This is a genomic window from Caulobacter sp. GW821-FHT10A06 (assembly GCF_059415805.1).
Genome location: NZ_JBWKNY010000005.1, coordinates 587,049 through 610,027, shown reverse-complemented (window position 1 = coordinate 610,027; position 22,979 = coordinate 587,049). Strand labels below are relative to the sequence as shown.

24 protein-coding genes and 1 tRNA gene are annotated in these 22,979 nt (G+C 68.1%); 15 read left to right on the top strand and 10 right to left on the bottom strand.

Annotated elements, in window-relative coordinates; all coding sequences use genetic code 11:
• The first annotated feature begins 45 nt into the window (after positions 1 to 45).
• On the top strand, positions 46 to 318 hold the full coding sequence (locus AC07NF_RS17785) for a hypothetical protein (RefSeq protein ID WP_494628736.1): 273 nt from the start codon (positions 46 to 48) through the stop codon (positions 316 to 318).
• A gap of 135 nt (positions 319 to 453) precedes the next feature.
• Positions 454 to 711: a helix-turn-helix domain-containing protein gene (locus AC07NF_RS17780; protein ID WP_494628737.1), complete on the top strand. Its 258-nt coding sequence runs from the start codon at positions 454 to 456 to the stop codon at positions 709 to 711.
• Between the two features lie 10 nt (positions 712 to 721).
• On the opposite strand, the gene AC07NF_RS17775 is transcribed toward AC07NF_RS17780, so the two are convergent.
• Together AC07NF_RS17775 and AC07NF_RS17770 are read right to left on the bottom strand one after the other, a co-directional pair.
• Positions 722 to 1,954 carry a tyrosine-type recombinase/integrase gene (locus AC07NF_RS17775; RefSeq protein WP_494628738.1) on the bottom strand — a complete coding sequence of 411 codons (1,233 nt, stop codon included), beginning with the start codon at positions 1,952 to 1,954 and terminating at the stop codon, positions 722 to 724.
• 167 nt (positions 1,955 to 2,121) lie between these two features.
• A tRNA-Ser gene (locus tag AC07NF_RS17770) sits at positions 2,122 to 2,212 on the bottom strand.
• A 131-nt stretch (positions 2,213 to 2,343) separates the two neighbouring features.
• On the opposite strand from AC07NF_RS17770, the gene hfsE reads away from it, so the two are divergent.
• The 4 genes from hfsE to hfsH are packed head-to-tail and all read left to right on the top strand — an operon-like array spanning position 2,344 to position 7,007.
• Entirely contained in the window at positions 2,344 to 3,858 is a 1,515-nt protein-coding gene (gene hfsE, locus AC07NF_RS17765; protein WP_494628739.1) for a polysaccharide biosynthesis protein HfsE, read from the top strand.
• Between the two features lie 10 nt (positions 3,859 to 3,868).
• The gene (gene hfsF / locus AC07NF_RS17760) at positions 3,869 to 5,308 is read left to right on the top strand and encodes a polysaccharide biosynthesis protein HfsF (RefSeq protein WP_494628740.1); all 1,440 of its coding nucleotides are present in this window, start codon (positions 3,869 to 3,871) and stop codon (positions 5,306 to 5,308) included.
• Positions 5,305 to 6,234, top strand: a complete 930-nt coding sequence (hfsG, locus tag AC07NF_RS17755; RefSeq protein ID WP_494628741.1) for a polysaccharide biosynthesis protein HfsG — start codon at positions 5,305 to 5,307, stop codon at positions 6,232 to 6,234. Before hfsF ends, hfsG begins: the two co-directional genes overlap by 4 nt.
• Entirely contained in the window at positions 6,234 to 7,007 is a 774-nt protein-coding gene (gene hfsH / locus AC07NF_RS17750) for an oligosaccharide deacetylase HfsH (RefSeq protein WP_494628742.1), read from the top strand. Before hfsG ends, hfsH begins: the two co-directional genes overlap by 1 nt.
• Here hfsH and AC07NF_RS17745 read toward each other — a convergent pair.
• From AC07NF_RS17745 to AC07NF_RS17735, 3 genes are all read right to left on the bottom strand, one after another.
• Positions 7,004 to 8,182 carry an O-antigen ligase family protein gene (locus AC07NF_RS17745; RefSeq protein WP_494629409.1) on the bottom strand — a complete coding sequence of 393 codons (1,179 nt, stop codon included), beginning with the start codon at positions 8,180 to 8,182 and terminating at the stop codon, positions 7,004 to 7,006. The genes hfsH and AC07NF_RS17745 overlap by 4 nt on opposite strands.
• Before the next feature lie 86 nt (positions 8,183 to 8,268).
• Positions 8,269 to 8,970 (bottom strand): P-loop NTPase family protein, encoded by a 702-nt coding sequence (locus tag AC07NF_RS17740; protein WP_454716943.1) that lies wholly within the window; start codon positions 8,968 to 8,970, stop codon positions 8,269 to 8,271.
• A 74-nt stretch (positions 8,971 to 9,044) separates the two neighbouring features.
• Positions 9,045 to 10,502, bottom strand: coding sequence for a GumC family protein (locus tag AC07NF_RS17735; RefSeq protein WP_494628743.1), 1,458 nt, complete (start codon positions 10,500 to 10,502; stop codon positions 9,045 to 9,047).
• A gap of 133 nt (positions 10,503 to 10,635) precedes the next feature.
• Between AC07NF_RS17735 and AC07NF_RS17730 the strand changes: the two genes are divergently transcribed.
• Complete coding sequence (locus AC07NF_RS17730; protein WP_494628744.1) at positions 10,636 to 11,373, top strand: polysaccharide biosynthesis/export family protein; 738 nt, start codon at positions 10,636 to 10,638, stop codon at positions 11,371 to 11,373.
• A 49-nt stretch (positions 11,374 to 11,422) separates the two neighbouring features.
• Here AC07NF_RS17730 and AC07NF_RS17725 read toward each other — a convergent pair whose 3' ends face one another.
• Complete coding sequence (locus tag AC07NF_RS17725; RefSeq protein WP_492812141.1) at positions 11,423 to 11,701, bottom strand: sel1 repeat family protein; 279 nt, start codon at positions 11,699 to 11,701, stop codon at positions 11,423 to 11,425.
• 172 nt (positions 11,702 to 11,873) lie between these two features.
• Entirely contained in the window at positions 11,874 to 12,599 is a 726-nt protein-coding gene (locus tag AC07NF_RS17720) for a glutathione S-transferase N-terminal domain-containing protein (RefSeq protein WP_494628745.1), read from the bottom strand.
• A 199-nt stretch (positions 12,600 to 12,798) separates the two neighbouring features.
• Here AC07NF_RS17720 and AC07NF_RS17715 point away from each other — a divergent pair, with 199 nt between their 5' ends.
• Both AC07NF_RS17715 and AC07NF_RS17710 read left to right on the top strand, forming a co-directional pair.
• Positions 12,799 to 13,305, top strand: coding sequence for an RcnB family protein (locus AC07NF_RS17715; RefSeq protein ID WP_494628746.1), 507 nt, complete (start codon positions 12,799 to 12,801; stop codon positions 13,303 to 13,305).
• A 193-nt stretch (positions 13,306 to 13,498) separates the two neighbouring features.
• Positions 13,499 to 13,843 carry a proteophosphoglycan 5 gene (locus AC07NF_RS17710; RefSeq protein ID WP_492812147.1) on the top strand — a complete coding sequence of 115 codons (345 nt, stop codon included), beginning with the start codon at positions 13,499 to 13,501 and terminating at the stop codon, positions 13,841 to 13,843.
• 75 nt (positions 13,844 to 13,918) lie between these two features.
• Here the strand turns inward: AC07NF_RS17710 and gatB are convergent, their stop codons facing one another.
• Entirely contained in the window at positions 13,919 to 15,418 is a 1,500-nt protein-coding gene (gene gatB / locus AC07NF_RS17705; protein WP_494628747.1) for an Asp-tRNA(Asn)/Glu-tRNA(Gln) amidotransferase subunit GatB, read from the bottom strand.
• 239 nt (positions 15,419 to 15,657) lie between these two features.
• Between gatB and AC07NF_RS17700 the strand changes: the two genes are divergently transcribed.
• Positions 15,658 to 16,248: a hypothetical protein gene (locus AC07NF_RS17700; protein ID WP_494628748.1), complete on the top strand. Its 591-nt coding sequence runs from the start codon at positions 15,658 to 15,660 to the stop codon at positions 16,246 to 16,248.
• A 62-nt stretch (positions 16,249 to 16,310) separates the two neighbouring features.
• Here AC07NF_RS17700 and gatA read toward each other — a convergent pair whose 3' ends face one another.
• Both gatA and gatC read right to left on the bottom strand, forming a co-directional pair.
• Positions 16,311 to 17,783: an Asp-tRNA(Asn)/Glu-tRNA(Gln) amidotransferase subunit GatA gene (gene gatA / locus AC07NF_RS17695; RefSeq protein ID WP_494628749.1), complete on the bottom strand. Its 1,473-nt coding sequence runs from the start codon at positions 17,781 to 17,783 to the stop codon at positions 16,311 to 16,313.
• Entirely contained in the window at positions 17,783 to 18,070 is a 288-nt protein-coding gene (gene gatC, locus AC07NF_RS17690; RefSeq protein WP_492812155.1) for an Asp-tRNA(Asn)/Glu-tRNA(Gln) amidotransferase subunit GatC, read from the bottom strand. The genes gatA and gatC overlap by 1 nt, the downstream gene beginning before the upstream one ends.
• An 83-nt stretch (positions 18,071 to 18,153) precedes the next feature.
• On the opposite strand from gatC, the gene ruvX reads away from it, so the two are divergent.
• From ruvX to dprA, 5 genes are all read left to right on the top strand, one after another.
• On the top strand, positions 18,154 to 18,624 hold the full coding sequence (gene ruvX, locus AC07NF_RS17685) for a Holliday junction resolvase RuvX (protein ID WP_494628750.1): 471 nt from the start codon (positions 18,154 to 18,156) through the stop codon (positions 18,622 to 18,624).
• A 73-nt stretch (positions 18,625 to 18,697) separates the two neighbouring features.
• The gene (locus AC07NF_RS17680) at positions 18,698 to 19,696 is read left to right on the top strand and encodes an aspartate carbamoyltransferase catalytic subunit (RefSeq protein ID WP_295112569.1); all 999 of its coding nucleotides are present in this window, start codon (positions 18,698 to 18,700) and stop codon (positions 19,694 to 19,696) included.
• The gene (gene pyrC, locus AC07NF_RS17675; RefSeq protein ID WP_494628751.1) at positions 19,693 to 20,994 is read left to right on the top strand and encodes a dihydroorotase; all 1,302 of its coding nucleotides are present in this window, start codon (positions 19,693 to 19,695) and stop codon (positions 20,992 to 20,994) included. Before AC07NF_RS17680 ends, pyrC begins: the two co-directional genes overlap by 4 nt.
• Positions 20,995 to 21,212: 218 nt before the next feature.
• Positions 21,213 to 21,866 carry a glycerol-3-phosphate 1-O-acyltransferase PlsY gene (gene plsY / locus AC07NF_RS17670; RefSeq protein WP_492812162.1) on the top strand — a complete coding sequence of 218 codons (654 nt, stop codon included), beginning with the start codon at positions 21,213 to 21,215 and terminating at the stop codon, positions 21,864 to 21,866.
• Positions 21,863 to 22,960, top strand: coding sequence for a DNA-processing protein DprA (gene dprA / locus AC07NF_RS17665; RefSeq protein WP_494628752.1), 1,098 nt, complete (start codon positions 21,863 to 21,865; stop codon positions 22,958 to 22,960). The genes plsY and dprA overlap by 4 nt, the downstream gene beginning before the upstream one ends.
• The last annotated feature ends 19 nt before the right edge of the window (positions 22,961 to 22,979 follow it).

The following is a 22,979-nucleotide window of genomic DNA, read 5'->3' as shown; positions in this document are numbered from 1 at the left end:
CGCGCCAGTCCGCGCGCGACAACACACGCCGCAAGGCCGCCCAGAGTGTTCCTGAAGACCAAGGCCCGCCTGACCCGCATCGCCGTCGACGAAGGCTACGGCAAAACGAAGACCCGCCGCACCCTGTACTTCCTGCTGCACACAGCAGGCAGCCTGAACAGTCCGGCCGACTATGTGAACCCCGAACATGTTCCGGCCTTCGAGGGTGACGTGGCCTGGTTCGAGGTGGAGAAGACCGAGCGCGGCGGCGAGCACCGTTGGCCTTGGTGGCGGGCGGTCCGACAGATCGATCCGCCAACCGAGGCGTCAGTGGGGTGACGGACGCAAGGCCGCCACGGAGGGCGTGTCGTCGATCGCCTGCCTTTGCCCCCGCCGCCACGACAGGGATCATCATCCCCTTTGCGCGCGAGACCAGCAACGCCAGGCTCCTTTTTCGAGGAAGGAGCCGCCGCGATGCCGCCCGAGAGTTTCCCGTCCGAACCGGCCCGACTTGAGAGGCTTGCCTACCGCGTCAAGGAGGCGGCTGAAGCCTTGGCGATCAGCCGCAGCCGCTTCTACGAACTGGTGGCGGCCGGCGAGATCCGCGTCCTCAAGGATGGCGCGCGCACGCTCGTGCGCCGCAGCGAACTCGATGCGTTCCTCGAACGCCTCGAGCTGAACGCCAAGCCCGTCGCCCCTAAACCCCGGTATTGCCGCCGGCCAGGCCGATGATCTTCCGCGCTCAACCCTTGGCGGGCGCGCAGGCCTTGGCCCAGTCGGCCATCAGGGCATGGCGCTTGGCGAACTGGTCGCCGCGCCGGTAGGCGGCCTCGGTCTTGCTGGCGATGGCGTGGGCCAGGGCCATCTCGATCATCTCGCCGGGATAGCTGGTGGTCTCGGCGGCCCAGTCGCTGAACGTGCTGCGAAAGCCGTGGGTAGTCAGGTCGCCGCGCTGGAGGTTCTTGAGGACCTTGAGCATGCTCATGTTGGAGAGGCTTTTGCCCGCCCGCTGGCCGAAGAACACCGGCCCGTAGGGAGCCACCGGCTCCTTGGGCGCGTCCTTGCCTCGCCAACGACGCCCATCGACCTCGAGCCACCGCGCGCGCATGGCCTCCAGGATGACGATGGCCGGGGCGCTGAGCGGGATCCGGTGCTCCCGGCCCGCCTTCATCCGTTCGGCCGGAACGATCCACACCTTCCTGTCGAGGTCGAACTCCTCCCATTCGGCGCCCAGGACCTCGCCGGTCCGCGCCACGGTCAGGATCGTGAACTCCAAAGCCCGGGCCGAGACGCCCCCGACCCTGGCCAGGGTCTTCATGAAGGCCGGCAGCTGGGCGAAAGGCAACGCGGCGTGGTGGCGAACCTTCTTCACCTTGGCCTTGGCCGGCAGGACATTGTCCAGGTGACCAGTCCATCGGGCCGGATTGTCGCCTGCGCGCTGACCCTGGACGGTGGCCCAGTCCAGGACGGTCTCGACGCGCCCGCGCACACGACTGGCCGTTTCGGTTTTAGTCTGCCAGATGGGCTGCAGCACCGAAATGACATGCTGGGTTTCGACCGCACCGACGGGCAACTTGCCTATCTTGGGCGACGCATAGGTCGTCAGCGTGTTCTTCCACTGCTGGCGATGCTTATCGTTGGCCCAGGCGGCCTTGTTGGCGGCGATGTAGGCGTCGACGGCGTCGTCAAAGGTGACGCTCTTGGACCGTTCGAGCTGTTGTGCGACCTGCGCCTTGCGCCGCTCGTCGATCGGATCAAGCCCCGCGGCCCGTTGGCGGCGCGCGTCACGCGCAGCGTCGCGCGCCTCTCCAAGTGAAACGGTATGGGTCGCGCCAAGACCCATCTGCCGTTCGCGGCCATCGGTCCAATAGCGGAAAATCCACGACCGGCCCGCCTCCCCCGTGACCTGGAGATAGAGGCCGCCGCCATCGGGGTGCAGACCCGGTCCGAGTCGGCGCACTTGAAGGGCGGTCAAACGCTCTAGAAGCCGGGCCATTTTACCCCAGTCCCTACCCACGGTCTGTGCGTCGACAGTGCTGGATCAGGCTGGACGCGTCCAAACACGATTTTGCGATTATCCCTTACGGGACAAGGACTTGAGGGACCTTCTCGGACACCGCTGGACAGCCATGGAAGGGGGGATGGCGGAGACGGAGGGATTCGAACCCTCGATACCCTTTTGAGGTATGCCGCTTTAGCAAAGCGGTGCCTTCAGCCTCTCGGCCACGTCTCCTCCTGAGAGGGAGCGGTCAGATAGCCTGTTCGCTTCGGGATGACAACGGCGGATGTCGGAAAATTCCGATGTTAACGTGACGCTCAGACGGCGACGCTAGGATGAACGTGGTTTTCTCAATGAAGAGCGCCATGTCTCCTGTCTCGCCAACCACCGCCCACGCCGAAAACGCCTCGGCCTTCGTCGCTTCGACGGAGGGTCCCGCGCGCGTTGGCGGCGGCGGTGGCGGCGATCCCGGACGCGCGCGGCGGGGGCCGTTTCGCCCCGGCCAGCTGATCCCGACACGGGCCCGGCTGGAAGCCCGTGTGCTGGCCCGAGCCTTCCGCATCGCCGATATTCTGACGATCGCCGCCTTCGCCGTCACGGTCACGGTCGAGGGCCATCCGATCGCCGCCGGCCTGTGGGCCGTGACCACCCTGATCAGCCTGCGCGCGCTGCGCGGCTACGCCTTCCCCCGCAAGCAGACCCTGGCGCGTCACCTGGGTGAAGTCGCCCTGGCGCTGGGCGCTGGCCTGCTGGCCGCCGCCGTGGCGCTGCTGCCGCCGGGCAATGTCGACACCGCCACCGTCTGGACGCTGCTGGTCGCCGCCGGCGCGCTGGCCGCCCTGCACGGCGTCTGGTGGAGCGTCATCGCCCGCGGCCGCCAGCAAGGCCGCCTGACCCCCAACATCGTCGTGGTCGGCGCCACGGCCAATGCCGAGCGCCTGATCGACGCGGCCATGCGCACCGGCGAGGTCAATGTGCTGGGCGTGTTCGACGACCGCCTGGACCGCGCGCCCGAGAACATCATGGGCGTGCCCGTGCTGGGCGACACGACCGCCCTGCTCGACCACCGCATCATGCCCTATGTCGACCGCGTGGTGATCGCCGTGCAGTCGACGGCTCAGAGCCGCGTGCGGCAGCTCGTCGACAAGCTGGGCGTGCTGCCCAATCCCCTGAACCTCTTCATCGACGTCGGCGGCCCGGCCGACGACGACGCGGCCGCGGCCCGCATCGCGGCGGGCGGCGAGAACGAGCTGTCAGGGACTTCGGCCAGCGCGCGCCATGCCTGGATCAAGCGCGCCCAGGACCTGGTCGTGACCCTGGCGGGCCTGCTGGTCGCCGGTCCGGTCATGCTGATCGTCGCCCTGGCCGTGAAGCTGGACAGCCCCGGCCCGATCTTCTTCCGCCAGCGCCGCCACGGCTTCAACAACGAGGAGATCCTCGTCTGGAAGTTCCGGTCGATGCGCCACGAGATGGCCGACGCCCAGGCCGCGCGCCAGATCAGCGCCAATGACGACCGCGTCACCAAGGTCGGCAAGTTCATCCGCAAGACCAGCCTCGACGAGCTGCCGCAGCTGTTCAACGTGCTGCGTGGCGAGATGTCGATCGTCGGCCCCCGCCCCCATGCCATCGGCATGAAGACCGGCGGTGTAGAGTCGGCCAAGCTGGTCGCCGAATACGCTCACCGCCACCGCATGAAGCCGGGCCTGACCGGCTGGGCCGCCATCAAGGGCTCGCGCGGTCCGGTCGATACGCCCGAGAGCGTGCGCCTGCGCGTGGCCCTGGACGTCGAATATATCGAGCGCCAGTCGTTCTGGCTGGACCTCTACGTCATCGTCATGACCATTCCCTGCCTGCTGGGGGATCGGTCGGCGGTGCGCTAGGCGGCCGGCGATGTTCTGGCGCGGGGTTCTCGGCTATCTGCCGGTCAACGTGGTGCAGGGCGTGGTGGGCTTGCTCACCATCGTCCTGTTCACGCGCGTGCTGGATCCCGCGCAATATGGCGTCTACGCCCTGGCCTTCTCGGTCGGCAGCCTGACCCAGACCATCCTGCTGACCTGGACCGAGGCCGCCATGGCCCGGTTCCTGGCGACGCGCAGCGAGGATGGCCGCCTGGCCGATCACTTCGCCACCCTGTTCAAGCTGTGGATCGGCGCGGCCGTGGTCGTGCCCCTGGCCTGCGCCGTCGTGGCGGTGCTGCCGCTGAACGCGCCGCTGAAGGTCGCCGTGGTCGCGGCCCTGGCCTCGACCCTGGTCAACAGCCTGATGAAGCTGGCCCTCGAGCGCCGCCGCGCCGCTGGCGAGGTGTCAGGCGCGGCCATGCTAACCATGGTCCAGAACCTGGGCGGCTTCCTGGTGGGTCTAGCCCTGGCCTTCACCGGCCTGGGCGGCGCGGCGCCGATCCTGGGCGTCGGCGCGATCTCGACGCTGCTGGTGGTCCTGGTGCTGCCGGGCGAGCTCAAGCGGATGGCCGGCGGCAAGTTCGACAAGAGCCTGGCCCACGCCTACGCCGCCTATGGCCTGCCGGTGTCGCTGTCGCTGATCCTGGCCCTGGTGCTGGCCAGCACCGACCGCCTGCTGCTGGGCGCGTTCCTGGATGAGGCGACGGTCGGCGTCTATCACGCCGGCTACTCCCTCGGCAGCCGCACCCTGGACGTCGTCTTCATCTGGCTGGGCATGGCCGGCGGCCCTGCCCTGATCTCGGCGCTAGAGCGCGGTGGCCAACCGGCCCTGACCGAGGCCGCGCGCGAGCAGGCCGGTTTCATGACCCTGTTGACCCTGCCCGCCGCCGTGGGCCTGGCTTTGGTCGCCCGCCCGCTGGCCGAGCTGATGGTCGGCGAAGACCTGCGGGTCGGCGCCAGCCACGTGACGCCCTGGATCGCCGCCAGCGGCTGGCTGTCGGGCGTGACGACCTATTACCTGCTGCAGGCCTTCACCCTGGCTCGCCGCACGCCGTTGCTGATCGTCAGCATGAGCGCGCCGGCCATCGCCAATGTGATCCTGAACCTCGTCCTGATCCCGCGCATGGGTCTTGACGGCGCCCTGTGGGCCACCACGGTCAGCTATGGCATCGGCGCCGTCGCGGCCTGGGCCCTGGGCCGTCGCGCCTGCCCGCTGCCGATCCCGTGGGACGTGCTGGCCAAGGCCGGCGCGGCCTGTGTCGCCATGGCCCTGGCCGTGCGGCTCCTGCCCTCGCCCGGCGGCGTCCTGGAGCTGGCCTTGAAGGCCGGCGTCGGCGCGGCCGTCTATGGCGTGATCGTGCTGGGCCTGGACGTCGGCGGCCTACGGGCCAAGCTTTCTGTAATCCTCCACCGGAGGGCCCAAGCGTCATGACCGCGCCCATCACCGAAATCCGTATCGAGAACGCCGCCTGGGCCACAGCGCAGCCGCGCCTGTCGGTCCTGATCCCGACCTTCCGCGATGACCCCGTCGCCCTGCTCAAGGCCCTGGACGACCCCAGCGCCGGAGCCGAGATCGTGGTGCTGGACGACGGTGGCGGCGATGACGCCCTGGCCGAACGCATCGCCCGCCGGGTCGAGAAGCTGCGTGTGCCCGTCCGCTTCGTGCGCCTGTCCAGCAACGAGGGTCGCGCCAAGGGCCGCAACCGTCTGGCCAGCCATGCGCGCGGCGGCCACTTCCTGTTCCTGGACAGCGACATGCTGCCCGATACGCCCGACTTCCTGAGCCGTTGGGCTGCCGTGGCCGACAGCGACGCGCCGGTGGCCTTCGGCGGCTTCACCCTGGACCAGACGCCCCAGCGCCCAGAACACGCCCTGCACCGGGCCATGGCCCTGAAGAGCGACTGCACCCCTGCCCCCGAACGCGCCAAGGAACCCGAGAAGCACGTCTTCACCTCGAACCTGCTGGTGCGCCGCGACGTGTTCGAGACCATCGGCTTCGACGAGGGCTTCTCCGGCTGGGGCTGGGAGGATGTCGAGTGGGCGATGCGGGTCGTGCGCCAGCATCCGATCCTGCACATCGACAACACAGCCACGCACTTAGGGTTGGACGCCGCGCCGACCATGGCCGCCAAGTACGAGCAGTCGGCCGCCAACTTCGCCCGCGTCGTGGCCAGTCACCGCGACATCGTCAGCGCCTATCCCAGCTACAAGGTGGCCAAGGCCCTGAAGCCCTTCCCGCTGCGTGGCGTGTGGCGGCCGATGCTGAAGAACATCGCCCTGGCCGAGGCCGCTCCCCTACCCTTGCGCGCGTTCGCCATGCGGCTGTACCGCGCGTCCCTCTATATCGAGGCCGTCTGATGCAGACTTCGTTCGAGAAGGTCGACGCCTACGAGCCCGACCGCAGCCTGAAGGGCAAGCTGCGCCGCCGCCTGATCCGCCTGGCCCACCGCCGGCCGGCCAAGGTGGCGCTGGAGCGGCCGATGGTCTCGTTCAGCTTCGACGACGCCCCCGCCACGGCCTGCGAGGCCGGCGCCACGGCGCTGGAGAAGCGCGGCCTGCTCGGCACCTATTACTTCGCCGCTGGCTTGGCCGGGCGTGACGGTCCGATGGGCCGCTTCGCCACCGGCGCGGACGCTCGCCGTCTACACGACGCTGGGCACGAGATCGCCTGCCACACCTTCTCGCACCTGGACTGCGGCCAGTCGTCCAAGGCCGTGACCCTGGCCGATGTCGACCAGAACGCCGAGAGCCTGGCGCAGTGGGGTACGCCCGATCCGGTCAGCTTCGCTTATCCGTATGGCGACGTCGGCGCGCCGGCCAAGACGGCCCTGGCCGGCCGCTTCAAGACCCTGCGCGCCCTGCACCACGGCCTGATCGCCGACGGCGCTGACCTCAACCAGGCGCCGGCCGTGGGCATCGAGGGCGAGGATGGCGAGAGCGTCGCCAATGCCTGGCTGGACAAGGCCAAGGCCCGCAAGGCCTGGCTGATCCTCTATACCCACGACGTGGCTGACGAGCCCTCGCAATGGGGCTGCACGACGGGCGCGCTAGAGCGGCTGATCGACCGGGCGGTGGCGGACGGCTTCGATGTCGTGACGGTGGCCGAGGGCGCCAAGCGGATCGGGCTTTAAACCGCGTCCTGCGCTCTGTCAGAGAAGGCCAGTTTCGCGGCCAAGGCCACGAACACGGCCCAGCGGAAGTCGTTGTACACGACCGCGATGCTCTCGGTCAGGCTGACCAGGGTGAAGACGATCAGGAACGGGAAGGCCAGCATGGCCCCCCGGTCGCGGAACACCGCGATCAGGGCCACGGCCATGGTCTGCAGGTAGAAGAAGCCCCAGGCCGTCAGCCCAACCACCCCCATGCCGACCAGCTGCTCGATCCACGAATTGTGGGCGTGCTGCGGGGTGAACTTGGCGTCGTGGACGATCCAGGCCAGCGGGCCCCAGCCGGACTTGTCGCTCCAGACGGCGGCGTAGCCGTAGCCCAACCAGGGCCTTAGCTCGATCTGGCGGAAGGCGGCCTCCCAGATCTGCGTCCGGCCGGTCAGGGTGGCGTCCTTGCCCAGGATGCCGAAGAAGACGTCCGAGGCGAAGACGATGAACGCCAGCAGCAGCAGGAAGCCGGTCACACCGGTCCAGGTCGCGGCGGCGGCATAGGCTGGCCCGCGCTGGCAGATCCAGACGAAGCCCAACGCCATCAGGCCCAACATCAGCGAGGCCAGCGAGGTCTTGGACTGCGACATCAGGACGAGCCCGATCGACAGGGCCGCGAAGCCCAGCCAGACCTTGGCCTTCGGCGGGTCCAGCAAGGCCGTGGCGCACAGCAGGCAGCAGCCCAGGGCCATCATGCCGCCTAGCGAGTTCTTCTCCAGCCACAAGCCGCGCCAGGCGCCGGGGAACAGCTCGACCATGATGCCGATCTTGGGAAAGGCGATGCAGGCGATGTAGCAGGCGACGATCAGCACGCAGAAGGTGATCGAGAACACCCGCGCCAGCTCCACCCATCGGAACCGGGCGGCCAGGGCCAGGCCCGACAGCGTGGTGCAGCCGACGGCGAAGCCCCGACGGATCGAGACGTCGGGCTGGATCGACCACATGATCGAGGCGGCGACCACGCCCATCAGGATGATCAGGAACGGCTGGCGCACGGTGGCGCGCACCACGTTCCAGGGCCGCCCCAGGATCAGCAGGAAGGCCAGGGCGTAGGCTGGCAGGAAGGCCACGCGCAGCAGGCCCGAGGCGGACTCATCGGCCTTCTCGCCGAACAGCGGCAGTTGCCAGCCGCCGGTGTAGATCAGCAGCATGACCACAGCGCACAGGATGGTCAGCAGCGAGGGCTCAAGCGTCCGGGCCTCCTGGCGGTCCCAGGTCGCGCCGGAGGTGACGCTGGTCACGGCAGGATCGCCTTCAGGAAGCCGGGCGTCTGGACCGTGACCTTGTTGAAGAACATCCCCGCGCAACGCCCGCCGGCGGCGGTGATGGCGTCGCGCAGCATGGCCGGTTGGCGCACGTCAGCCTGGTCGGCCGAGACGACGAGCACCGTCTGGTCCATGTGGGCGGCCACGGTCGGGCCGGCCTGCGAGCGGTCGATGGCCGGGCTGTCGACGACGATGACCTCGGCGTGCTTGCGCAGCGCCCGCCAGTAGTCCGCCGACGGAATGATGTGCGCTTGCTGGCGGCCGCGCAGGGCCTCGCGATTGAAGCGGGCGACCCACAGGCGCGGCCCGCCGACGCTGTGGCCGGTCAGGAACTTGGCGTCGGGCCACACGCCGCCCTCGGCGCGGGGCGCGGGCGGCTGGACGGTGAAGAAGACCGAGCCGTCGGGCGACGCGGCGACGGGCGGTCCCATCGGCCCGAAGCGGCTGGGCTCGGAGGCCATCTCGCGGAACTGGCTGGGGCTGTTCAGATCCAGGTCGATCAGCCAGGTCTTGCGACCGGCGCGGCGCGAGGCGAAGCGCGCGAATTCGCGGGCGACCGTCGAGGTCCCCTCGCCCCGTCGGGCGGACACGAACTGGATGACGTGCGGACGGCCGGCCGGCGGTGCGCCTAGCGCCCCCCAAAGCTCGGTCATCTCGACGTTCAAATCGACCATCTAACGAATCGCCGCGTACTCAGAAGCCCGCAACTTGCGACATTAACCCTGTCGGCGGAAGGCGACGAAACGGCTCACCGCTTGACCCCGGCCGTGGCCAGGACGGGCATGCCCAGCGTGCGCGAAGCCGATTCCGGCGTCTGCAGGCCCGGACGCAGGAACATGCGGACCAGGCCGATGCACAGGGCGCTGAAAGCGCCGAACAGGATGGCCAGGATCAGCACCGGCTTCTTCAGGCTCTTGCCCGTGGTCGGGGCCACCGCGCGCTGGACGATGCGGATATTGTCGCTGCTCTCGGCCGACATCTGCCGCTGGGCCTCGTCCTGCTGTTCCTTGACCGTGAAGTCGCGGACGTTCGAGGACAGGACGTCGCGGTCGCGCGACAGCTCGTTGAACTGCGGCTCCAGCCCGGCCAGGCGCAGCAGGCGGGTGTTCACGTCGGTGACCTGCTGGGCGTAGGCGGCCTGCGACTGCTGCAGGGCCGCGACTTCCGCGCGCAAGTCGTTGCGGGTGGTGGTCAGGGTCTGCCAGATCGGGTTCGGGCCGCTGCGACGCGCGCCCTCCCCGTTCGTCCGGCCGGCGGCGAGACCCGCCTCCAGTTGGGCGATCTGGGCGTTGATGTCCTGCACCGGCGCGGCGCCAGGCGTGTAGCGCGCCAGCAGGCCTTCGCGGTCCAGCTTCAGCGCGGCCAGCTTAGTCGAGGCCGACATGTCGACGTCGCGATAGAGGATGGCCTCGGGCGGCGTGCGCGACAGCTCGGACTCCACCGAGGCCAGGCGGCCCACGCGGTCCTGCAGCTGGGCGTCGATCGAATACTTCTGCTGCTCGACCTGGGCCTGCAGCTGGGTCAGGGCCGTCTTCTGGGCCGTGAAGTCGCCGATGTCGTTCGTGGTCAGGAACGACTGGTAGGCCGTGTCGGCCTCGGCCAGCTTCTGCGAGAAAATGTCGCGCTGGCGCTGGAGGATGTTGCTGTCGCCGCCGATCAGCAGGCTGCGGCGATAGACCAGATATTCCTCGAGCAGGGTGTTGAGCACCTTCTCGGCCATCTCGGGATCGTCGCTCTGGAAGCCCAGGCGGATGATCGAGTTGTCCGGCGCGGTCTGGATCTTCAGGCTTTTGCCGATGGCGTCGCGACCTTCCATGATCAGCTTGCGCTTACCCTCGGGCGTCGCGCTGGCGTACTTGGCGGCGTGTTTCGGGAAGATCTTGGCGAAGCCAATCTTGCGGATCACCCGCTCGCGCAGTTCGCCGCTGCCCAGGATCTCGGCTTCCGACTGGATGACTTCATCGATGTTGGGCACCGCGCCGCGACCGGCGTCGCCGGCGCGGGGTTCGTAGACATATTCCTGGCCCAGGCGGACGAAGAGGCTGCTCTCGGCCGTGTAATTCTTCTTCAGCGTCGTGGCGAAGGCGAAGCCCGCGATCACGATCACCACGAAGACGACGAGCATCAGGAAACGCTCACGCCAGAGCAGCGTGACGAAGTCGGTCGGGGCGTATTTCGGACGCGCGCCGCCGAGCCCCGAGGCCATTCTAGGCGGCGGGTCGTGAGGCACGCTGGTCCAGGCGCTCGTCGACATACGAATCCAAGCGGTTCAATCTGTCTCGCACCCTGGAGGGACCGGCCTTAAGGGTTCGTTACCCATTCCTGTTAAGACTTGTCGCATGCAACGTCGCACGCATCTCATGACGGCCCTGGCCGTGGTTCTGCTGGCCGGCGGAGTTTCCGCCTGCGGCCACATCGACGCCGAGCCGATCACGCCAGGTCCCAGACCTAGCGCGAACTTCTCTAATATCGGTTACGCCGATTGGAGCGAGGAAGAGCCGTCCTACCGGTTCTATCCAGGCGACGAGGTCGAGGTGACGGTGCCGTCGGCTCCGGAACTCAGCAAGACCGCAACGGTGCAGCCGGACGGGCGGATCAGCCTGCCCCTGGCCCAGCCGGTGATGGCGGCGGATCGGACGATCGACGAGCTGCAGGGCTCGATCAGCCAGGCCTATGCCGGCACGCTGCTGCGGCCGCAGGTTCAGGTGGCGGTCAAATCGACGCAGCCGCTCAAGGTATTTGTGGGGGGCGAGGTCAAGAACCCCGGCGTGTTCGACATGGCGGGCGACAGCGACGCCCTGCGGGCCGTCATCCAGGCCGGCGGCTTCACCAATGGCGCCAAGCGCAATCAGGTTGTGATCATTCGCCGCGGCACGGACGGGCGGGCGATGATGCGGACGGCGGACCTGCTGGCAGGCATCACGCGTCCGGGCGGAACGGATCTGGTGCCTCTGCGCCGGTTCGACGTGGTCTATGTCCCACGCAGCGGCGTGTCGGAGGCCGGTCTCTTCATGCAGCAGTACTTCCGCGACCTGCTGCCCATCAGCTTCAGCTACGCGATCAACGGCGGCAACTGAGCCGATCCTCCCACGGGATCGGCTGACAGTTGAGCCCGTTAGACCGGGCTTAGCCGTGAGCGAGCCATTCGCGAGCTTGACGCTGGGCTTCGGCGACGTCGTCGCTGGCCATTTCTTGCGACAGTTCCTTGCGGTAGGCCTTGGCCTCGATCGAACCGCGCATGGCGGCCAGATTGAACAGCATGTGGGCTGAGACGTAGTCCAGCGGCGCGCCGCCCTGACCGGTCGAATACAGCAGGCCCATGCGGAACAGTTCGTCACCGGTGGACTCAGGCGTCGGCAGGGGCAGCATCACCACGGCGGCCGGCGGTTCTTGCATCATCATCATGGCTTGATCTCCTCTCTCAAGCTCGCCCCGACGTTTTGTCGGTTTTGAGCTTGATGAGAGGAAAGTCCCGCGCGACTGAACATATAGTTAAGCGCGCGGAGAGCATAAATGCCGCACCCCGTTACTCTTTATTGACCCTGATTACTGGGTGTAAATCACAGTATACAGCCCCTTAACGGGCGCGCTGTCCGAACAGGACTCTACGGGCGTCTTCGGCCGCTTTTCCCGAGGATTGCAGGCCTCCAGCCCGTAACTCGGCGCCGAGCTTAAAGCCTTTCTGCACGTTTTCCCGCGCCCCGACCCGCTCGAACCACGTCCTCAAATTGGGGAACTCATCGAGAATAATGCCCTGGTTCTTCCAGGGAACGATCCAGGGCCAGATCATGAAGTCGGCGATAGACAATTGGCCGCAGACGAAATCGCGGCCTTCCAGCTGCTTGTTCAGCACCCCGTACAGGCGGTGCGTCTCGTTGGTGTAGCGGATGGCGCCGTAGGCGATCTGGCGCTGGTCGGCGATGATCGCCGGCGCGTACTGGCGGAAGTGATGCGTCTGGCCGGCCATCGGCCCCAGCCCGCCCATCTGCCACATGACCCACTGGTCGATATTGACGCGGTCCCGCTCGGTCTCGCCGTAGAACTTGCCGGTCTTGCGGGCCAGGTACTGCAGGATGGCCCCGGACTCGAAGATCGAGATCGGCTGGCCATCGGGACCATCCGGATCCACGATGGCCGGCATGCGGTTGTTGGGGCTGATGGCCAGGAACTCGGCCTTGAACTGCTCGCCAGTCCCGATGTTCACCGGGATCATCTCGTAGGGCAGCCCCATCTCCTCCAGGGCGATGGACACCTTCCAGCCGTTGGGCGTGGGCCAGTAGTGCAGCTCGATCGGACGGCTCATCGGCCTTCCCTCCCCGGTCATCGTCGTTGTTACGGAACATGGTCGCGACCGTTCGTTGCGCCAAGTGTGACCCGACGAAAAGCCTGACCGCGCCGTTCAGCCTGGGTTCAGCCGAAGACGGACATTCTGCGTTTCAAGGTCGAGGGAAGTTTCTAGGCGAGGCTCCGCAAGCATCGCCCGACCACTAGGAGAAGACGAGATGAAACGTCTGCTGCTCACCATCGCCGCCGTGGCCTCCGTGGCCGGGCCGCTGGCCTTCACGGCCACCGACGCCGCCGCCCAGGATCGCGGCCGCTGGGAACATCGTGACCGTGACCGCGGCGACCATGGCCGCGATTGGGATCGCGGCCGGGACCGTGACCGCGGCCATTGGGATCGCGATGACCGCCGTGGCGGCGGTTGGGACCGCGGTGACCGCTGGGATCGCGGCCGTCACAACGGCTACTATTATAACAATCGCTGGTCCTACGGCCCGCCGCCGGCCAGCTACTACGGCCGTCCGGGCTTCCGCCCTGGCTATTCGTCGTGGCAGCGCGGCGCATATCTGCCCGGATACTATCGTGACCGCGGCTACGTGGTGAACGATTACTATCGTTACAACCTGCGCGCTCCGCCCCGTGGTTACTATTGGTACCGCACCGGCAATGACTACGTGCTCGCCGCCATCGCCAGCGGCCTGATCTTCGACGTCATCGCCAATCACTAGACCTGACTGCTCTAGAGCAGTTGAAGACGGCGTCCTGGGCTCTGCCTGGGGCGCCGTTTTGCCGCCACGAGCGCCGCAACCTCGCCGCGTGTGAGGCCTAAGCGCCCGATTGCGAAGTCATTTCGACCGCATTGCCAAGCCAGCGTTGGGCTCGCGTCACACTTCGACGCTGCAGCAATACGGTCCCAAGCCCATGAAGACCCTGCGCATCACGACCGCCGCGCTCACTCTGGCCGCCGCCGCCTTTGCCGGCTCGGCTATGGCCCAGACGACGGCCCCGCAGACCACGCCGGCCGACCCGCAACCCAGCATGACCAGCCCGGCTCCGGCCACGACGCTGCCACCGGCCAGCGATCCGTCGACCCAGGCCGCGCCGCCGGCCACCGAAAGCGCCGCTCCGGCCGACAGCGCCGGCACGCCCAGCTCGGCCACCGCGCCGGCGACCCAGGAACCGACGGCCCCGGCCGCCGACGAGAAGGCCGCCAAGAAGAGCAAGAAGCACAAGAAGCCGGCCGAAGAGCCGACTGCGCCCCAATAATAAAAGTTCGCATCAACGAAGAAGGGCCCGCGGTTTTCGCCGCGGGCCCTCGTCATTTCTGGATAGTCGTAACGCCTATTCGGCGACGCCCAGCTTCTTGCGGAGAAGCTCGTTGACCGTGCCGGGGTTGGCCTTGCCGCCCGTGGCCTTCATGACCTGCCCGACGAACCAGCCCAGGGCCTGCGGCTTGTCCTTCACGGCCTCGGCCTTGTCGGGATTGCCGGCGATCAGGTCGTCGATGGCCTTCTCGATGGCGCCGGTGTCGTTGATCTGCACCAGGCCGCGCTTCTCGACGATCTCCGAGGGACGACCTTCGCCGGCCCACATGTGTTCGAAGACCTCCTTGGCGATCTTCGACGAGATGGTGCCGTTCTCGATCAGCTCGACCAGCTGGGCGATGTCCGACGACGGCAGCGGCGAGTTGACGATCTCGTGGCCGCCCGACGACAGCTTCGACAGCAGCTCGTTGGTCACCCAGTTGGAGACCAGCTTGGCGTCACGCCCCTTGGCGGCCGCTTCGAAGTAGTCGGCGCGGTCGCTTTCGATGATCAGCACGCCGGCGTCATAGGCCGACAGGCCGTACTGGCTCTGCAGGCGCGCCTTCTTGGCGTCCGGCAGTTCCGGCAGGGTCGTCTCGAGTTCCTGCACCCAAGTCGGGTCCAGCACCAGCGGCAGCAGGTCCGGATCGGGGAAGTAGCGGTAGTCGTGCGCCTCTTCCTTCGACCGCATCGAGCGGGTCTCGAGCTTGGTCGGGTCGAACAGGCGGGTCTCCTGGTCGATCTTGCCGCCGTCTTCCAGGATCTCGATCTGGCGACGGGCCTCGTACTCGATGGCCTGCTGGATGTAGCGATACGAGTTGACGTTCTTGATTTCGCAGCGCGTGCCCAGGTGCTTGAAGTCGCCGGTCTCGCGGAACTTCTCATAGGCGCCCGGGCGGCAGACCGAGACGTTGACGTCGGCGCGCAGGTTGCCCTTTTCCATGTCACCGTCGCAGGTGCCCAGGTAGACGAGGATCGTGCGCAGCTTCTTCACATACGCCGCCGCCTCTTCCGAGGTGCGCATGTCGGGCTTGGAGACGATCTCCATCAGCGCCGTGCCCGCGCGGTTCAGGTCGACATAGGTCGCGTTCGGATCCTGGTCGTGCAGCGACTTGCCCGCGTCCTGTTCCAGGTGCAGGCGCTCGATACGCACGTCGAAGGTCGTGCCGTCGTCGCGTTCGACGGTGACAACGCCTTCGCCGACGATCGGCTGGTCGAACTGGCTGATCTGATAGCCCTGCGGCAGATCGGGATAGAAGTAGTTCTTGCGGTCGAAACGGCTCTTCAGATTGATCTGCGCCTTCAGGCCCAGGCCCGTCTTCACCGCCTGCTCGACGCAGAACTTGTTCAGGACCGGCAGCATGCCCGGCATGGCCGCGTCCACGAGGCTGACCTGCTCATTCGGACCCGCGCCGAAACCGACGGCGGCGCCCGAGAAGAGCTTGGACTTGCTGGCGACCTGAGCGTGCACCTCGAGACCGAGGACCATTTCCCAGGGGCCGGTGCGGCCTTGGATCACTTTGGAATCTTGCGTCATGGCCGTCTCTCTACATCAAGCGGGCCGGGCCGGAAAAGCTCTGGGACGTCATCCGAAGCATCTTCTCCGTTGCAAGGCCCACAAGGCTTTGCGCTAGCTCAGAGTAAGCGAAACCGTTCGATTTGCGACTTCTTTGAATAAGGCCGGATTGAGTCAAATCCGGCGCCATTGCGAGGCAAGGGAACCGCTGAGTTATCGCACCGTTCATTTTCTCGAACAGCTCACTCACGGAGGTAGAAATGCCCACCGCTCGCACCATTCGCCCGACTCTTAATTTCGACGCCCCGGAACCGGTCGTTGCGACTGATCCGAATGCTTCGGCTCTGTTTCCCGCGCAGCCGATCTATGCTCGCACGCCCAAGAAGAAAGCGAGCAGCAACCTGCCGCTTCTGGTCGGCGCGCCGATCGTCGCCGTCGTCGCCGGCGGCATGATCTGGGCCATGACGGCCAATCGCACCGAGGCTCCGACCGATCCGGCCTCGCTGAAGACCGCTGCCGCCGAAAGCCCGCCCCCGGCTAGCGCCACACCGGTCCCGGCCAGCGCCGCCACGACCCCGGCCCCGATCCCGCAGCCGACCGAACTGGCCGCCGCTGACCCTGCTCCGGTCGCCCGCACGGCCCCGGTTCGCTCGACGGCCCCGGCCCGCCCGGCCGCTCGCCGCGCGGCTCCGGTCGAGAGCGCCCCGGCCGCCGACAGCGCTTCGGCTAATGTCAGCGCCACCGTCCCGGCCGCCCCGCCGGCCGTGAGCGCCCCGATCGCCGAGCCGGCTCCGCTGGTCATCCCGGCCCCGGCCGCTCCGGCCCCGGCTGAACCCGCCGCGCCGATGTAAGTCAGGGTCCCACGCCCCGATAATGAAGAAGGGCGGCTCCGCGAGGAGCCGCCCTTTTCAGTTTACCACCACTTCTCGGCCTTGGCCGTGAAGCCCGCGGCCTTCTCGACCGCCCCGGCGACCGAGAACACCGTGGCCTCGTCCAGAGGCTTGCCGATGATCTGCAGGCCCAGCGGCAGGCCGTTGGCGTCGAGGCCCGCAGGCAGCGACAAACCTGGCAGGCCCGCCAGGTTCGTCGTCACCGTGAAGACGTCGTTCAGATACATGGCAATCGGGTCGTTGCTGTTCTCGCCCAGGCCGAACGCCGCAGACGGCGCGGTCGGGGTGAGGATCGCGTCGCACTTCTGCCAGGCGTTGTCGAAGTCCTCGGCGATGCGGCGACGCACCTTCAGGGCCTTCAGATAGTAGGCGTCGTAGTAGCCGGCGCTCAGGACATAGGTGCCGATCAGGATGCGGCGCTTGACCTCGTCGCCGAAGCCCGACGCGCGGGTGTGCTCGTAGATCTCGGTCAGGTTGGCGCCGTCTTCGCGCAGGCCGTAACGCATGCCGTCATAGCGGGCCAGGTTCGAGGACGCCTCGGCCGGGGCCACGATGTAGTAGGCCGGCAGGGCGTACTTGGTGTGCGGCAGGCTGATGTCGACGATTTCGCAGCCGGCTTCCTTCAGCCAGGCGATGCCGTCGGCCCACAGTTTCTCGATCTCGGCCGGCATGTTGTCGACGCGGTATTCCTTGGGGATACCGATCTTCAGGCCCTTCACCGACTTGCCCACAAACTGGGTGAAGTCCGGAACGGCGATGTCCAGGCTGGTCGAGTCCTTGGGGTCATGACCCGCCATCGAGGTCAGCAGCAGGGCCGCGTCTTCGACGGTCTTGGCGATCGGGCCAGCCTGGTCCAGCGAGCTGGCGAACGCGACGACGCCCCAGCGCGAGCAACGGCCATAGGTCGGCTTGATGCCGACGGTGCCGGTGAAGGCGGCCGGCTGGCGGATCGAGCCGCCGGTGTCGGTGGCCGTGGCGCCCAGGCACAGATCGGCGGCGACGGCCGCGGCCGAACCACCGGACGAACCGCCAGGCGTCAGCGCCTTGTTGCTGTTGCTTGCGCGCCAGGGATTGGTGACCGGGCCGAAGTAGCTGGTCTCGTTCGACGAGCCCATGGCGAACTGGTCAAGGTTCAGCTTGCCCAGCATCACCGCGCCGTCGCGCCACAGCTGGCTGGTCACGGTCGACTCATAGGTCGGCACGAAGTTCTCGAGGATCTTCGAGCAGGCCGTGGTCCGCACGCCGTCGGTGCAGAAGAGGTCCTTCACCCCAAGCGGCGCGCCTTCCAGCGGGCCGGCTTCGCCCAGCGCCCGGCGGGCGTCGGACTTGGCGGCCATGTCCAGCGCCTTGTCCGGGGTTTCCAGGATGTAGGCGTTCAGGCCGCGCGCGGCCTCGATGGCCTCGATGTGGGCCTGGGTGAGTTCGACCGAGGAGAACTCGCGCTTGGCCAGGCCGTCGACGGCGGCCTTCAGGGTCAGCTTCGTCAGCGAACTCATTATTCCACGACCTTCGGCACGACGAAGAAGTTGTTGATCGACTTGGGGGCGTTGCTGGTCACGCGGGCCGGATCGCCGCCCATGGTGACGACGTCCTCGCGCAGCGGCAGGCCGGCGGCCACGACGCTGGTCAGCGGCTCGCAGCCGTCGGTGTCGACCTCGGCCAGCTGCTCGATCCAGGTCATGATGCCGTTGAGCTCATTGGCCAGGGCCTCGATGCGCTCTTCGGGTTCGGCGATGCGGGCGAGCCGGGCGACCTTCCGCACCGTGGCGGCGTCAATGGCCATGGGGATCTCCTGAAATTCGAGAGCGTGGGTTAGCGGTCCCCGCGCGAGGTTTCAAGCACGCCGGCTACTGTATAAGGAGAGACATGCCCGTTCTCGACATCGCGGACTTCGCCGCCGCCCTCCCCGAATATGCGCCGATCGTGGGTCTGGACCCCGGCGAGAAGACCATCGGGGTCGCCGTCTCCGACGTCACCCGCACGGTCGCCAGCCCCCTGGCCCTGATCGAAAAGACCAAGTTCACCCAGGACGCCGAGGCGCTGTTCAAGCTGATGGACAGCCGCGGCGCCATCGGCATCGTCGTCGGCCTGCCGATGAACATGGACGGCACCGAGGGTGTCCGTTGCCAGTCCAACCGCGCCCTGGCCCGCAACCTGCTGCGCATCAAGCCCGACCTCCCCATCACCTTCTGGGACGAGCGCCTGTCGACGGCGGCGGTGACGCGGGTGCTGATCGACGAGCATGACATCTCTCGCAAGCGCCGTGACGAGGTCGTGGACAAGATGGCGGCGGGCTGGATCCTGCAGGGCGCGCTGGAGCGGTTGCGGTCGCTCTGAACATCCCGGTAGCTGTGGAGCGAACGGCGCCACAGCTTCCCTTCCCCTCCAAAGCCGCCTATGACGCGGGCTCATGACGGCTTCAGCCCATGACCCCGCCCGCGCGGCCATCGATACGATCCGCGCCCGCGTCTTCGAATTCCCCAAACGCCACTTCCTGTCCGCCGGCGACCTGAACGCGCTTCAGGCCACCGACCTGCTGGACCTGGCCGATGCGTTCGTCGCCTTCAACCGGCAGACGTCCAAGAGCCTGGACCTTCTGCACGGCCGGACGCTGATGAATCTGTTCTTCGAGAACAGCACCCGCACCCAGAGCTCGTTCGAGCTGGCCGGCAAGCGGCTGGGCGCCGATGTCGTCAACATGAACCCCAAGACCTCGTCGGTCGCCAAGGGCGAGACCCTGATCGACACCGCGGTCACGCTGAACGCCATGCGCCCAGACCTGCTGGTCGTGCGTCACGCCTCGTCGGGCGCGGCCAGCCTGCTCAGCCAGAAGGTCAGCGGCCACGTGGTCAATGCCGGCGACGGCCAGCACGAGCACCCGACCCAGGCCCTGCTGGACGCCCTGTCGATCCGCCGCGCCTTCGGCCGGGTCTCGGGCCTGACCGTGGCGATCTGCGGCGACGTGCTGCACAGCCGCGTGGCGCGCTCGAACGTCGCCCTGCTGCACACCCTGGGCGCCAGCGTGCGCCTGGTCGGGCCGCCCACCCTGATGCCGGCCCAGGCCGAACGCTGGGGCGTCACCGTCCACCACGACATGAAGTCGGGCCTGGCCGGCGCCGACGTGGTCATGATGCTGCGCCTGCAGCTGGAGCGGATGCAGGGCGCCTTCGTGCCCTCGACCCGTGAGTATTTCCGCTTCTACGGCCTGGACCGCGAGAAGCTGGCCCGCGCCGCGCCGGGGGCCAAGGTCATGCACCCCGGCCCCATGAACCGGGGCGTCGAGATCGACAGCGACGTCGCTGACGATCCGGCCGTCAGCCTGATCCAGGACCAGGTGGAGATGGGCGTCGCCGCCCGCATGGCCGTGCTGACCAGCCTTGCCGCCCGTATCGAAAAGGTCGGCCAATGACCGCGCCTCAGCCCCTCGCCCTCGTCAACGCCCGCCTGGTCGATCCGGAAAGCGGCTATGACGGCCCCGGCGGCGTCATCGTCTCCGAAGGCGTCATCAGCGACGTCGCCAAGGGCCGCGAGTTCGGCAAGCTGTCCAAGGCCGTGCGGGTCGTCGACTGCGGCGGCGCCCTCTTGGCCCCCGGCCTGATTGATCTGCGCGTCCGCACCGGCGAGCCCGGAGCCGAGACCAAGGAGACCCTGGCCTCGGCGGCGAAAGCCGCGGCGGCCGGCGGCGTCACCTCGATGGTCGTCCAGCCCGACACCGCCCCGGCCATCGACGATCCCAGCGTCGTCGACTTCATCCTGCGCCGGGCCCGCGACATCGACAGCGCCCGCATCCTGGTGGCCGGCGCGGCGACCAAGGGCCTGCAAGGCGAGCAGATGGCCGAGATCGGCCTGATGCGCGAGGCCGGCTGCGTCTATGTCACCGACGCGGGCAAGCCCATCGTCGACAGCAAGGTCATGCAGCGCGTCCTGACCTATGCCAAGGGCTTCGACGCCCTGCTGGCCCACCGTCCGATGGACCCGTGGCTGGCCAAGGGCGGCGCGGCGACCGGCGGCGAGTTCGCCGGCCGCATGGGCCTGCCCTCGATCTCGCCGATGGCCGAGCGGATCATGCTGGAGCGCGACGTCGCCCTGCTGGAAGCCACCGGCGGCAAGCTGCTGGTCGACCAGATCACCAGCGCTCAAGCGCTGGAAACCCTGGACCGCGCCAAGAAGAAGGGCTTGCGGATCAGCGCCTCGGTGTCGATCAACCACCTGTCCTTCAACGAGCTGGACATCGGCGACTACCGCACCTTCGCCAAGCTGAACCCGCCCCTGCGCGGCGAGGACGACCGCCAGGCGCTGATCGAGGCCCTGGCCAGCGGCCTGATCGACATCATCGTCTCGGCCCACAACCCGGCCCCGGCCGAAGACAAGCGTCTGCCGTTCGACGAAGCCTCCCCTGGCGCGGTGGGTCTGGAAACCCTGCTGCCGGCGATGCTGAGCCTGTACCACGACGAGCGCATCGCCCTGGTCGACCTGATCCGCGCCGTCACCCTGGCTCCGGCCGAACTGCTGGGCCTGCGCGGCGGCCGTATCGCGCCGGGCGCGCCGGCGGACCTGGTTTTGTGCGATATCGACGCGCCGATCATCATCGACGCCGCCCGCCTGCTGTCGAAGTCCAAGAACTCGCCATTCGACGGGCGTAGGTTGCAAGGCCAGGTGCTGATGACGGTGGTCGACGGCCGCGTGGTGCATCGGGCGGAGGGGTAGGTAATCTGCTCCCCCGCGATGCGGGGGAGCTGTCGCGTAGCGACTGAGGGGGCTAATGCGGCCTCGATCCAGCTCGCCCCCTCCGGCCCTCCGGGCCACCTCCCCCGCATCGCGGGGGAGGAGATTTGGAGGCATCCCGAGTCTGCACTACACCTAACGCCACAACTCTCGCTTGCGCAGCGGTTGAATTCGCGCGCAACTCGCCTTAGGGTCGAAACGTGCAAGATCTCGTCGCCGCCACCTATCTGACGCTCGCCATCACCATCGTCGGCGGCTACCTGCTCGGGTCGATCCCGTTCGGGCTGATCGCCACGCGGCTGGGCGGGGCTGGCGACATCCGGCAGATCGGCTCGGGCAATATCGGCGCGACCAACGTGCTGCGCTCGGGCCGCAAGGACCTGGCGGCCATCACCCTGCTGGGTGACGCGGGTAAGGGCGTGGTCGCGGTGCTGCTGGCCCGTTATCTGACCCACGGCAATCCAGCGGTGATCGCCCTGGCCGGCGGCGCGGCGTTCCTGGGCCACCTGTTCCCCGTCTGGCTGAAGTTCAAGGGCGGCAAGGGCGTGGCCACCTTCTACGGCGTGCTGCTCAGCGCCTGCTGGCCGGTGGGCGTCGCCGCCGGCGCGACCTGGCTGGCCATGGCCTTCCTGTTCCGCATCAGCTCGCTGGCGGCCCTGACCGCCGCCGTGCTGGCCGCGCCGTTCGCCCTGGCCTTCGACCAGCCCTATCCGATGGTGGGCCTGGGCCTGTTCATGGCCGTGCTGATCTTCATCCGCCACCACGAGAACATCGCCCGCCTGCTCAAGGGCCAGGAGCCCAAGATCGGCAAGAAGAAGGACGCGGCGCCCCCGCCCGTCGCCGACGCGCCGTGACGGTCGGCCGGCTCTCGGACATCCAGCGCTTCGCCTGGCTGCGCCTGGCGCGCACCGAGACCGTCGGCCCCGTCGCCTTCGACCACCTGATCGCCCGCTACGGCACGCCCGAGCGGGCCCTCTCCGCCCTTCCCGATCTCTCCAGACGCGGCGGCCGCGCCGTGCCGCTGTCCCTGCCGCCGCGCGAGGCGATCGAGCAGGAGCTTGAGGCCGGCGCGAAGCTGGGCGCGCGCCTGATCTGCGGCTGTGAGCCCGACTTCCCGCCGCGCCTGGCCGCCCTGGATCCGCCGCCGCCGGTCCTCTGGACGCTGGGCCGCGCCGAACTGCTGTCCGAACCCAGCCTGGCCATCGTCGGCGCCCGCATCGCCTCGGCCGCCGGCCAGCGTTTCGCCCGCCAACTGGCCACCGACCTGGGGACCGCCGGCTATGTCGTCGTATCCGGCATGGCGCGCGGCATCGACGGCGCGGCGCATGAAGGGTCGCTGACCACCGGCACGATCGCCGTGCTGGGCGGCGGGGTCGGCGACGTCTATCCGCCCGAGCACGACAAGCTGCACGCCCGCCTGGCCGCCGAGGGCTGCGTCGTCTCCGAAAGCGCGCCCGACCGCCGCGCCCAGGCCAAGGACTTCCCGCGCCGCAACCGCATCATCTCGGGCCTGTCGTGCGGTGTCATCGTGGTCGAGGCCGAGCTGAAGTCCGGCTCGCTGATCACCGCCCGCCTGGCCGCCGAGCAGGGCCGCGACGTCTTCGCCGTGCCCGGCTCGCCGCTGGACCCGCGCTCGAAGGGCACCAACGACCTGATCCGCCAGGGCGCGATCCTGTGCGAGGGGGCCGAGGACGTGCTGCGCTCGCTGTCGGGCCAGATCCACCTGCGCGAGCGCGATCGCGGCTACGAATCCCAGCCGGATACCGACATCGACCACGACGCCCTGCGCGAGCGGGTCGCCGCCCTGCTCTCGCCCACGCCGGTGTCGCGCAACGACCTGGTGCGCGCCGCCGGCGCCCCGGTCTCGGCCGTGATGGCGGCCCTGGTCGAGCTCAGCCTGGCCGGCCGCGCGGAACTGCTGGACGGCGGCATGGCGGCTGGCGTTTAACCTCCTTCCGAGTCGGAGG